Raw genomic sequence first — 13,207 nt, 5'->3', positions numbered from 1 at the left:
GTCGTTCACTTTTTAACACGACCGAACCTTATGTTATCCTCTATTAAAACCCTAACAGCCTGTTGCCTGTTCATGCTGTGCCTGGCGGCCTGCAGCAAAAAGAATGTCATTGAAATCAAAGAAACAAACACGCAGGATGAAGTAGATCTGCAGCAAAACATTGTGATCGTTTTTACCGAAGAGATTGCAGGAGACAGCGCGCTGGATACGTGGACAGCAAACCCGCTTGTTGTTTTTACACCTGAAGTAAAAGGGATGTTCAAATGGACGGCACCAAACGAATTAACCTTCTCGCCTACTACCGGCTTCGCGGCCAGTACAGATTATAAAGCCGTACTCTCGCCGGCACTGGAAACTGAATCGGGCGATAAAAAAATGAAGCTCGGTGATGAAACTTCTTTTGCGTTCCACACACCTTACCTGAACCTTATACAGGTAGGAAATTTCTGGGCAAAAAAAGAAAGCAACAAATCGGTGAACGAAGTACGCATGGCGTTAACGTTCAATTATAAAATAAACCCTTCCCAGTTAAAAGAACTCTTAAGCATTAGCATCGATGGCAAGCCTGTTGCGGTTGACATCTACACAACAGCCGTAAGCAACACCATTGACGTGGGGATTTCGGAAGCGGCTGTTTCGTATGACAATAAAAAAGCAGCCATCCAGATCAAGGCCGGACTGAAATGTGTTGAAAGCCCGTACAGCACGGATAAAGAGATCAGCGTAGAAACGTTTATCACCTCCAAATCTGATTTCCAGATCACGGGTGTAACCGCTGAATATACAGACAAAGACGGCTACATCAATGTAGTTACCAACCAGGAGATCACAACCGATCAGATCCAGTCGTTGATTGTACTGGAGCCGGATCTTCCGGTCACCATTGAAAAACAGACCAGCGGTTTCTACATCAAAGGAAATTTCAATTCCGGAGAAGGCTATGAACTGACGATCAAAAAAGAACTGACCGGCATTTTCGGCGGAACGTTAAAAAGTGATTTCACCGAAACCATTTTATTCGGCACACCGAAACCTGCCATCAGCTTTGTATCTCAGAAAGGCGTTTACCTCAGCAGCAAAGGAAACAAAAACATAGCCGTGCGCATCATCAACGTACCTAAGGTAAAAGTAACCGTGTACAAGGTGTATGCAAACAACGTGTTATCGTTCTTCCGCAACAACAGCATCGGCAATTACGAGTACTATGACGACGAGGAATATTATTACAGCGATTACGGCACCTCGTACTACGGACTGGAAGACATTGGTGATGTTGTATACACCAAAGAAATTGAAACAAAGAATTTAAAGAAAGTAAACGGAACACCGTTACTGAATCTGAACTTCAATGACATTAATCAGTTTAAAGGTATTTACATTGTAAAAGTAACCTCTACCGAAGACCAGTGGCTGCGCGACTCCAAGTTCGTTTCCATTTCTGATATCGGGCTGATTGCCAAACAGGGGAAAGATGACATGCTCATCATGACCAATTCCATTCTTACAAACGAAGCCATCAGCGGTGTGGAAATCAACCTCATCAGCCACAACAACCAGACGGTGTACACAACCAAAACAGACGGCAGCGGTGTGATCCACATTACCGACCTGAAGAACAAGATCCGGAATTTTAATGTACGCATGATCACCGCAACAAACGGCAGTGATTTCAACTTCCTGCATTTCAATCAGAGTTATGTAGAAAATACCGAATACGAAACGGGTGGTTCAAAAGAAAATGAAACCGGTTACGATGCCTTTATCTACGGCGACAGAGAGATCTACCGCCCGGGTGAAACGGTATACATCAACAACGTGGTGCGTGATGTACAGTGGCAGGTATTAAAAAATGTACCTGTAAAAGTGAAGGTATTGCTGCCGAACGGAAAAGACTTCCAGAATATCCGCGGTACCTTAAACGAACAGGGCGCATTCGCTACTTCGTTCAAACTGCCTGAATCAACGGTAACCGGCACCTATTCCATTGAGTTGTACACCTCTACCAATGTATTGCTGAACGCGGTTAATATCAGTGTGGAAGAGTTCATGCCAGACCGCATTAAAGTTACTTCTACGGTAAACAAAGAGGCGCTGAGTCTTTCCGAACCGCTCACGGTGAACATACAGGCGATGAACTTATTCGGCCCGCCGGCATCCAACAGAAACTACGAAGCGGAATTATCGCTGAGCCGCAAATATTTCAGCGCAGCCAAATACCCGAATTATGATTTCGGTATCAACGCTTCTTCCTATAACGAATTCCAGAATGAAGTACGAGAAGGCACCACCGATGCAGAAGGCAAAGGCAAACAGGATTTCACCTTCTCTGCGGCCTATAAAAACTGCGGCGTACTGCAGGGCAAGATCTTTACTACGGTGTTTGACGAATCCGGCAGGCCGGTACACCAGGTAAACCGCTTTGATGTGTATACACAGGAAACGTTCTTCGGTATTCAGTATACCGATAATTATGTAAACACCAACCAGGCATTCTCCATTCCGCTGATTGCGGTGAACCGCGCCGGGGAAGCCGTTGCGGCTTCTGCCCGTGTGGAAGTGATCAAGTACGACTGGCAGACGGTGATGCAGCGCACGTATGGAGACGACTACCGGTATGTATCGCAGCGCAAGGTGCGTGTGATGGAAAATAAAACCATCTCGATCAGCCGGCCGGGACAGCCATTCATCTTCACGCCTACGCTTTCCGGCGAATATGAGATCCGTGTGTATGCACCGGATGCACAATCGTATGTAAGCAACTATTTCTATGCGTATGGCTGGGGCACCACTTCTTCCACCTCGTTTGAAGTAAACACGGAAGGTAAAGTAACCATTGAAACCGACAAAACAGCATACAACACCGGAGATGAAGCCAAACTGTTATTCAAGACACCGTTTGAAGGCAAGCTGATTGTTACCGTTGAACGCAACCAGGTGTATGAATACAAGGTGCTGGAAACAAACAACCGTTCTGCCAGCATGACCCTTGCGTTAAAAGACGCGTACCTGCCCAACGTATATATTTCCGCCACACTGATTAAACCAAACAGCGACCAGCGTGTGCCGCTTACGGTGGCACATGGTTTCCAGAACCTTTCTGTAAACAAAGCGGAAAACAAACTGCCGGTTGAGATTATTGCCCTTGAGAAGAGCCGTTCCAGAACCAGACAGAAGATCTGCATCAAAACAAAAGCAGAGTCTGACATACAGGTTACCATCGCGGTAATTGATGAAGGAATCCTTCAGTTAAAAAACACCCAGACGCCTGACCCGTATGGGTTCTTCTACCGCAAACGTGCGCTTGAAGTAAACTCGTATGATGTGTACGCGCGTTTATTATCTGAGCTCAGCACCAGCAGCAGCCGTATCGGCGGGGATGGGTACAACCTCAGCAAACGTGCCAACCCGCTCTCCAACAAACGCGTGAAGCTGGTTACCTTCTGGAGCGGCATCTTAAAAACCAATTCCAGCGGAGAAGTATGTTACGAGATTGATATTCCGCAATTCTCCGGCGACCTGCGCATCATGGCTGTTGTATATAAAGACAACCGTTTCGGCAGTGCGCAGAAAAGCATGAAAGTGGCGGACCCGATTGTTATATCTACCTCCCTGCCGCGCTTCCTGAGCCCGGGCGACTCTTTAACCATGCCGGTAACCATGAGCAATACAACCGCCAAACCGATGAGCGCCAGCGTAAACATTGGCACCACAGGTGCTGTACGTGTTTCCGGTGCGGCAAACCAGAATGTACAGATCGCGGCGAATTCGGAAAAACAGGTATACTTTACCGTGGTTGCGGATAAAAAAACCGGCCTGGCTAAAATCACCACAACGATTAAAGCGATCAGCGAAACCTTTACCGAAGAGACCGACATCACGGTGCGTCCGGCCAGCTCGCTGATCAAAGTAAGCGGCTCCGGCTTTGTAGCCGGCGGCAGCACGGCAAACGTTACGCTTACAAACGATTTCATTCCATCAAGTACAACAACGCGTATCCTGGTGAACCGTTCACCGATTACAGGCTTTACCGACAACTTAAGTTACCTGATCGGGTATCCGTATGGCTGTATTGAGCAGACCACCTCACGCGCCTTCCCGCAGCTGTACCTGCGCGATCTGATGAAAGAACTGAAACAGGTAAACTATACCGGTGCTTCGCCGGAAGAAATGGTACAGGCGGGTGTAAACCGCATCTATACCTTCCAGACGTATAACGGAAGCTTCAGCTACTGGCCGGGCCACTACGAAGGCGACTGGTGGGGAACGGCGTATGCCACGCACTTCCTGATTGAAGCGAAGAAAGCGGGCTACGACGTATCGAGCCAGGTGATTGATAAAGCCACCAGCTACCTGAAAGAAAAAGTAAAAGAGAAAGGACAGTATACCTATTACTATTATGACGGTGCCGGCAAAAAAGCAAACCGGGTAATCGCGGCGAAAGAGATCTTCTACTCGCTGTATGTACTGAGCCTGAACAACCAGCAGGATGTTTCGGTGATGAACTTCTATAAGAGCAACCCGGATCTGCTGGCCGTAGACAGCCGTTATTTACTGGCTTCTACCTACCTGCGCACCGGCGACCAGGGATCGTACCGTACGTTGAGCCCGAAATCGTTTGACAATGAAAAATCGATCAACAGCTTTGGCGGCAGCTATTACAGCTATGTGCGCGATATGGCCATTGCGCTGGATGCCTTGGTTGAAAACGATCCGAACAACCCGCAGATCGGCATCATGACCAAACACCTGAGCGATGAATTAAAGCACCGCCGCTATCTGAACACGCAGGAAAATGCCTTTGCGCTGATTGCGCTGGGCAAGATTGCCCGTAAGAATGCGGCAGGTACGGCCACTGCCGATATCAGAAGCACGGATGGCGTGCTGGGTACATTTACCGGCAGCACCTTCCTTACGACTAAAAACCAATCGAACAAAACCGTTACCATCAACGCCAAAGGTACCGGCACCATTTACTATTCATGGGAAGCGGAAGGGATCAGCGAAACCGGCAAGGTGAAAGAAGAAGACAGCTACCTGAGTGTACGCAGACAGTTCTACGACCGCAACGGCAACGCAATTACGGGCAACCGTTTTAAACAGAATGACCTGGTGGTGGTACGCATCGCGGTGAGCTCTACCGATGGCTCACACGTGCAGAATGTGGTACTGACCGATATGCTGCCGGCCGGTTTTGAAATTGAGAACCCAAGGCTGAATGACTATTCGGATGCAGGCTGGATCAAAAACGCCGCTACCCCCGAACACTTTGATATCCGCGACGACCGCATCAATATGTTTGTTACCGCAACCAACACAACGCAGTACTATTACTATATGGTGCGCGCGGTAAGTGTGGGTACATTCAAACTGGGGCCATGCAGCGCCGATGCCATGTACAACGGTGAATACCATTCCTACAATGGTTTGGGAACCATAACCGTGACGGAAAAATAATTGCATGCACCCGATCCGTACCTTTTTTACCGCATACAAAAAACACGTCACCAGGTTTGCAGCAATCACAGCAGGCCTGGTGCTGTTGTTTTTTATCCTCAACGCCTTATTTCCGCTGCCGCCGGTGCCCTCCTATTCAACGGTGGTTACAGGCGACAAAAATGAGGTGATTCATGCCTTCTTAAGCCGCGACGATAAATGGCGCTTTAAGATCAGCACGCGTGAGCTGCACCCCGACCTGAAGACGGCCTTCATTCATAAAGAAGACAACTATTTTTATTACCACCCGGGTATCAATGTACTGGCGCTGATGCGGGCGGCTTTCAACAATACCCTTCATCTGAAGAAAACCTCCGGCGCCTCTACCATTACCATGCAGGTGGTGCGCCTGCTGGAACCACGGGAACGTACCTATCTGAACAAAATCATTGAAGCCTTCCGGGCCCTGCAATACGAATGGGTATACAGCAAAGAAGAGATCCTGGAGCTGTATATTAATTTTGTGCCCTACGGCTCTAACATTGAAGGGGTAAAAGCGGCCTCGCTGCTGTACTTCCAGAAATCGCCGGAGCAGCTGAGCCTGGCGCAAATTGTTTCGCTCACCATTATACCCAACCGCCCCGTATCGCTTAACCCGCAGCGCAGCCGCGCGCTGCTGAAAACGGAACGCAACAAATGGCTGAAACGGTTTGGCGAAGCAGGTATCTTTGAACCCCAGCGCATACAGGACGCGCTGAAAGAAGATGTATACGCCAGCCGCAAGCCGCTGCCCAAACGGGCGCCGCACCTGAGCATACGCCTGCATAAAAAATACCCGAAGGCAACGGAGATCGGCACCACCCTTAAAGTAACCACGCAGGAACGCGCACAGCTGATCCTGACCAACTACATGGCACGCATACGCCAGCTGGGCATACACAACAGCGCGCTGGTTATCTACAACAATGAAACCCGCCGCATGGAAGCCTATATCGGCGCCAATGATTTTTACGACAGCGAACACGACGGACAGGTAGACGGCGTAAACGCCATCCGCTCGCCGGGCAGCACACTGAAACCCTTTATCTACGGCATGGCTTTTGACAAAGGACTGCTTACGCCCAAAAGGGTGATTGAAGATATTCCCACCAATTTTGACGGCTATGTACCCACCAACTTTGATGAACACTTTAACGGGCTGGTATCGGTTGAAAAAGCACTGGCCTATTCGCTGAACATACCGGCGGTGAAAACCATTGAACAGATCACGCCCAATGCCTTTACGCAGGTGCTGGCCAAGAACGGCTTTAAGCAGATCAAACGCGACCAGGCACACCTGGGCCTCTCGGTATCGCTGGGGGGCTGCGGCGTAACGCTGGAAGAGCTCACACACCTGTATACGGTTTTTGCGCAGCACGGCATACGCTATCACTACGCAACCCTGCAGCAGGACGCTGACAGCCTGGCCAGCCGCGTGCTCTCCGAATCTTCGGCGTATATGATCTCGGAGATCTTAACGCAGATTACCCGCCCCGACCTGCCCAACAACATGCAGAGCAGTTTTCACATACCGCACATTGCCTGGAAAACCGGCACTTCGTTTGGCCGCAAGGATGCCTGGTGTATCGGCTACAACCAGAAATATACCATTGGTGTATGGGTGGGCAATTTTGATGCCACCGGTGTACATGAACTTACCGGGGCAGACATTGCCACGCCCCTGCTGTTTGAGCTGTTCAACACGCTGGATTATAATTCGCAGCAGCACTGGTTCTTTAAACCGAAGGAACTGGGGCTGCGTACGGTATGCACCTACAGCGGGCTGCCGATGGGCCCGCACTGCACGGAGAGCATGATAGACCAGTATATACCGAAGGTATCAACCAATGCGGTGTGCATGCACCTGAAAGAATATACGGTTGCGGCAAACGGGCAGTACAGCTACTGCACCTCGTGCATACCGGATGGCGGCTATACCGTTAAGCTGTACCCCAACCTGAGTGTGGCACTGGCAGATTTTTATGACAGCCAGCACATACCGTATGAAAAGCCGCCGGTACACAACCCCATGTGCATACGGGTGATGGAAGAGCAGCACCCGAAGATTGTAATGCCTGTAGCCAATAAAGAATACCTGATTGAACGGGCGGTACCTACTGAACTGCAATTAAAAAGCATTGTACCCAATGATGTACGTAAAGTATATTGGTATATCAACGGCAGGTTTTACCAGGAAGCGGGCCCGAAAGACGAAGTATTTTTTTTACCGCAGGAAGGTGTAACCAAGATAGCGTGCAGCGACGACCAGGGCCGCAACAGCAGTATAAAAATTACGGTTGGGTTTTATTAGTTGTGGAACGCGGATGTGATTGCTGCATAAAATCAGGCGCATGCGATTCGCCCATACGTGAACGCAGGTTGGTACTTGCGATACCTGTCAAACAACTACGCCCATTACCGTAAGGGCGTATTGAATACGCCCTTTAAAACAAGAGCAATCATTACTAAATATAAACGCTAATACATAGCGACCAAATACGTGTAGCAAACTCGACACTTCAATAAAACAACCAAGATAAATGTCGAATGTTAATATACGTATAAAAAAATCCCATATTAATATTTATTACAGGTCTTACATAATACTATCCAAATGGCCACGAAGTAATTAATAAGCGAGATAATTTTCAGGTTCAGTGATGACCACATTTCTATTTTGACTTTCAACTGGCCTATCTTAGTGAACTTATTTTATGCTCCTGACATACATATTTAGTTCTTGCACTATGGTTTTTCTTTAGTCTTTCCTTTTACTATCCGTGTAGTATTGATGCTCCCTTCATACTGTCTCCGTACTGTCCCCATACTCCTCTCATACTGTCGCCGTACTCCCTTCGTACTGTCTGCGTACTCCCTTCATACTTAAGTCGTACTTACTTGATACATGAATTGTACTTTAATCAATTATGAGATGCATGATATCTTCCTTATCAATGCCTGCGTAAACACAGAATTCATCAATGGTGATCAGACTTTCCGGTGATTTGTTTAATGAAATTTTAATTTTCTGCATCATGTAGCGAGCAGACCTCAGCCCTTTTCCTGTAATTAGCTGAATATCCTTTGCATAGATTATTGCGCGGTGCATTTTTTTCATAGCAGTACTATTTATTACGCTTTGTTACAATTTATACCATTTGTGATCTTTTGATGCAATATACTACCTCTTAATACCAGTATGACATAGTTGCATTCCTTCTGATTTTTTAACGCTGTAAAATTGCATAACAAATTATTACAGGCAATGAAAAAAACATTTATGTTATCCAATCTATTCTCCACAAACCTTGTCTTTATTGACTTATGGGGGAATCTGTACATGAAAGTGTACATGTCATTATTTATTAATTCAATAACCAACCTAAAAAAAATGAAACAGATTATTTTCATTCTGTCCACGCTACTCTTAATGAGTACTGCCTATTCTCAACAACCTGCGCGAATTACCCGCATAAAAGATGGTGATACATTTGTAGCGGTATGGAAACACCGATCCTACACGTGCCGCCTTGCTTCTATTGATGCACCGGAACTTTCACAAACCTACGGATACGAATCGTACCAAGCGCTAAGTAAAATAGTAGCAGGCAAAAAAATCCTGATTACCGCACACACAAGAGACTTGTATGGACGCGTGCTTGTTAATGCATATGTTGATGGCAAGAGACTGGACAGCCTACTTATCAGAAAGGGTTATGCCTGGCACTATTCTACTTATTCTCATGAGGCAATGTTAAAACAATGTATGCAGGATGCCATACTAGATAAAGCAGGCCTCTGGCATTGCGGAAAAGACTCGGTTTGTCCGCCGTGGTTATTCAGAAATTATAACTACCCGAACAAACAAAAATATTGCATGGGCTGCAACTAAGCATCTATGCAATCACGGATAACTATTGCTACTTCATTATGCCTGTAATGCAGTATCTAATTAATCAACATCCACACATAAAAAATTATCATGGCTAGACAAAAAGGCTTATTAAAAATTGATGGAACAATCGGCGGGATGACATTCCTCAGAACCAAAGACGGGCTTATCGTTAAAGAACAATTACCCTCTACCAAAAGTAAATTTGAAAGTGATCCCAAATTTCAACGGACACGTGAAAACGCACAGGAGTTTGGTATGGCAGGAACATCCGGAAAAATGCTACGTGATGCAATCCGCAGTTTTATGAAGAATGCTTCTGATAGCAAAGTTACAGCCAGACTTACTCAGGTTATGAGCTTTATTCTTAAAGAAGATAAAACAAGCGCACGCGGCAGCCGGAATGTCGCAACGGGGATTAAAACAGATAAGGGAAAAGCGTTTCTAAGAAAATTCAATTTCAATATTGATGCATTATTGGGAACTATTCTATTTAAGCCTTTAGTGCTAGATCCAGCAACGGGTGAAATTACAATTGATGACCTATCTCCTCTTAATGAAATTGAAGGTCCCCAAGGCGCTACCCATGTAACATTAAAAAGCGCGTTTTTAAGCATTGATTTCGCTACCGGTAAAGCCGATGTACAATACTCTTTACCTGTAAATCTAGAATTAACTGCAGACAGAGGGATTTTACAATTATCGCCTACTAAAGCGCCTATAATTACGACTGACACTACCGTTATGCATTTACTTGCACTGGAATTTTATCAGGAAATCAACAATGTACAATACTCTCTGAAAAATGGGGCTTATAATTGCCTTGAGATTGTTCATGTTGAATAATGGACCTACTATTGGAAAGAAACTATAAAACAGGATTACCAACTGATGGCAACCTGTTTTATGAAGAAAAACTTATTTGCCAAACTATTGAGTTGCCTTGGCTAAATAATTCAACTAGTATTTCATGTATACCAGAGGGCAGATATAAACTGCACAGATGTTTTAGTAAAAAATTTGACTGGCATTTAGGGATAGAAAATGTTACGAACAGAAGGTTTATAACTATACATCCAGCAAATGATGCACTAAAAGAATTACGCGGATGTATTGCGCCTGTTACTGAAATAATCCGAACCGGAATTGGGTTAGATTCTAAACATGCTTTAAAAAAGCTATTGGATCTAGTTGGCCCCGAGTTTAAAAAAGGCAACTCCATTTATCTAACAATTAAACCTTCAAATTCTACTTTATTATGAATGTAGTACAACGAGTAAAATCTCCAACGCCAAAATTCTTCAAAGTGTTACGAACCATTGGTTTAAGTTTAGCTGCTGCAGGAACTACAATTATTGCATCTCCTATTGCTGTTCCTATCGCTGTTGTTTCTATAGCTAGCTATGTCATAGTTGCAGGTGCTGTATTAACGGCTGTTAGTCAAACAGCGGTTGAATCTACAAAGCAAGATGAGCCAAATACAGAACAATAACGGAACAATCTTCTGCACTGTTGGAGGGACGCTTTTGAGCGTCCTTTCCAATATACATTCAGATGATTTGGTCAAAACCTGTTTATTGGCAGCAATTGGCGCAACGGTAAGTTTTATTGTATCGTTAAACCTTAAAGGATTAGTAAGAATTATCAAAAAGAAAAAATAGTTAATTAGAAAAGGCTTCTTTTGCTGAGGCCTTTTCTAGTATATTTCTATTTTGTGATAGAAATATACGTTCATAATAAATCAAAAATTAAGTAATCTATCTTTTGTGTTTTTTGTCATTGATTCCCTAATTTTTTTTAAAGCTTTTTGCCCTTGTTCTTCATCAATAGTAAGTATACCTTGATGATTAAATATAATAATTAAAGAATTAGTTTTTTTAAATATATCTGTTGAATTTAATATTAACTTTTTATTATCTGTTAAAAAATAAGGAATTGAATCCTCAATATCAATAATTATATTCCTTTCATTAACTACTTTATATACTTTAACAAATTTTTCTTTTTTCATTAACAAAAAACCTAAAATTTTAGCTGTAAATTTTTTACTTACTGGAACTTTGATGAAATTTATTTTTTCTTCATTCGAAACAGGATTAATTAATAGTTCCCAATCTTTATTGGAAATTCCATCAGAGGCATTAGCCCATAAATTTTTTAGATCTTTGTGTTTATCTAACGAAAATTTAATAAACACATAATCATATGCAAAAGTAATAAGTTGCCTCTCTTTTTTATGTTCACTGTTAATATACTTATACGATTCCTGCAAATAAACAAAGAAATCGTTTAATAAATTATATATTATAACCTCACTAAAAGATTTGTAATCGATACTATAATACAAATCCAATAGATTAAGAAATCTATCAGAATCTGAATGTTTGTAAATTTTAATTAAAATGTCTTTTTGAGCTTCTTTTGAATCCAAAAAAATAAATTGTGCTGCAAAGTATTCTTGTAATGATTTATGAGACCATCTGTAATAAATACCATCAATAGTAAAAAGTGGTACCGTATTAATCAAATCTTTTAGAAAATCTGATTCTTTAAATATTAATCCACTTGTAAACCCCTTGGCTTCTGTTATTAAGTTTAAAATTTCATCTTTTGTAAATTCAATTTTACCTTTAATTATACAATTATAACCTATATGTCTTAATACTCTGTGAAACTCATCAATATCTAGTAACGAAAACTTCCCCCTTATAAAAGAATCACCTTTTGTTAAATCATGGGATTCAAATAAAGCGTCATAAACTTGCCTATAAAATATGTGTTTTTTAAGAGGTATAGTTTGTTTATGTTCATATGCAGCAAATAATAAAGAAACTAGTAAAGGATTGTGCAGAAACTCTTCAATATTTTCGTATTGATGTTCTTTTAATTTTTTGATTAATTGTTTAGACAAGGTACCATTGTGGTCATATTTTGTTAATAATTCAAATGCTTGCAATTTTGTAAGAGAATTAATTTTAAATTCTTTAAAATCACCGAATGATGAAAGCGCTGTTTCAGGACGTGATGTTAAGATAAAAAAATTATTGCCTGCTTTATTAATAAATGTTTGAATTTGCTTTGTCACAGTTTTTCTACTATCTAAAGGAATTTCGTCAAATCCATCTAATAAAAAGATAAAATCTCCTTTCTGAATTAAATGAAGAACAAAACTTTTATCAACTACTTCGTTAATGGTTGACAACTGTTCAATAATTTCATCTATTATGTCCTTAGATTTTGACAACCTCCTTAATTCAATTAATATAGGAATGCCTTTATTTTCATCAATAATTGAAAGGAAAATTCTTTTCATTATTGTGGATTTACCCATGCCAGCTGTGTCAGTAATTAATACTCTTTGAAAATTTGACAATAATTTTTCATTGTAATTATCAATTACAAATGATTGCTTATCTGAATTTACAACTGTTAATGGAATGTATAATTCCTTTAATAACTTCTGTTGATTATGAAATACAATCGTATTTATTATTGAATACTTTTCATATGAATTTATTAGGTATTTATTAAATTTATTTTCAATTAAATGCTCGAAATTTTTTGTCTTAATTGAGAATATATCCGATAGTTCTTTAATTTTAGGCTTTAAAAATGAATCAGTTATACTAGAAATCAAAGGTGCTGAAACAGTTATTAAACTTTTAATTATTTCTGATTTTTCCATGCTTTTAGGGATATTATTTTATTCGCACAAATATTATTAAAAAATTTTAACTATAATTACGCATTACAATATGACAAATATTATTTTAAAAAATTATAAAAATATAAATTTTCTTTATAATTGGAAAAATACTAGCTATAAATATCCGATTGTCAACT

Annotated in this window: 8 protein-coding genes; 6 read left to right on the top strand and 2 right to left on the bottom strand. The window is 42.2% G+C overall.

Annotated features, from left to right (window positions below; genetic code table 11):
* The first annotated feature begins 30 nt into the window (after positions 1 to 30).
* Both CHU_RS05805 and pbpC read left to right on the top strand, forming a co-directional pair.
* Positions 31 to 5,454, top strand: coding sequence for an alpha-2-macroglobulin family protein (locus CHU_RS05805; RefSeq protein WP_011584583.1), 5,424 nt, complete (start codon positions 31 to 33; stop codon positions 5,452 to 5,454).
* Positions 5,455 to 5,458: 4 nt separating this feature from the next.
* A complete protein-coding gene (pbpC, locus tag CHU_RS05800) occupies positions 5,459 to 7,783 on the top strand; it encodes a penicillin-binding protein 1C (RefSeq protein ID WP_011584582.1) in 2,325 nt (774 codons plus the stop codon).
* Between the two features lie 606 nt (positions 7,784 to 8,389).
* On the opposite strand, the gene CHU_RS05795 is transcribed toward pbpC, so the two are convergent.
* Positions 8,390 to 8,590, bottom strand: a complete 201-nt coding sequence (locus tag CHU_RS05795) for a hypothetical protein (RefSeq protein ID WP_011584581.1) — start codon at positions 8,588 to 8,590, stop codon at positions 8,390 to 8,392.
* Between the two features lie 273 nt (positions 8,591 to 8,863).
* On the opposite strand from CHU_RS05795, the gene CHU_RS05790 reads away from it, so the two are divergent.
* The 4 genes from CHU_RS05790 (at position 8,864) to CHU_RS05775 (ending at position 10,856) form a co-directional block, all read left to right on the top strand.
* Positions 8,864 to 9,364, top strand: a complete 501-nt coding sequence (locus CHU_RS05790; RefSeq protein WP_011584580.1) for a thermonuclease family protein — start codon at positions 8,864 to 8,866, stop codon at positions 9,362 to 9,364.
* 90 nt (positions 9,365 to 9,454) lie between these two features.
* Positions 9,455 to 10,210: a hypothetical protein gene (locus CHU_RS05785; protein WP_011584579.1), complete on the top strand. Its 756-nt coding sequence runs from the start codon at positions 9,455 to 9,457 to the stop codon at positions 10,208 to 10,210.
* Positions 10,211 to 10,221: 11 nt separating this feature from the next.
* Positions 10,222 to 10,626 carry a DUF5675 family protein gene (locus CHU_RS05780; protein WP_238379353.1) on the top strand — a complete coding sequence of 135 codons (405 nt, stop codon included), beginning with the start codon at positions 10,222 to 10,224 and terminating at the stop codon, positions 10,624 to 10,626.
* Positions 10,623 to 10,856, top strand: a complete 234-nt coding sequence (locus CHU_RS05775) for a hypothetical protein (protein ID WP_011584577.1) — start codon at positions 10,623 to 10,625, stop codon at positions 10,854 to 10,856. The genes CHU_RS05780 and CHU_RS05775 overlap by 4 nt, the downstream gene beginning before the upstream one ends.
* A gap of 249 nt (positions 10,857 to 11,105) precedes the next feature.
* Here CHU_RS05775 and CHU_RS05765 read toward each other — a convergent pair whose 3' ends face one another.
* On the bottom strand, positions 11,106 to 13,049 hold the full coding sequence (locus CHU_RS05765) for an NACHT domain-containing protein (RefSeq protein ID WP_011584575.1): 1,944 nt from the start codon (positions 13,047 to 13,049) through the stop codon (positions 11,106 to 11,108).
* Positions 13,050 to 13,207 lie beyond the last annotated feature (158 nt).

It is taken from the genome of Cytophaga hutchinsonii ATCC 33406, from assembly GCF_000014145.1.
Classification (GTDB): Bacteria; Bacteroidota; Bacteroidia; order Cytophagales; family Cytophagaceae; genus Cytophaga; species Cytophaga hutchinsonii.
Note: the sequence above shows the minus strand (reverse complement) of the source record. Positions and strands in the feature narration are given on the sequence as shown.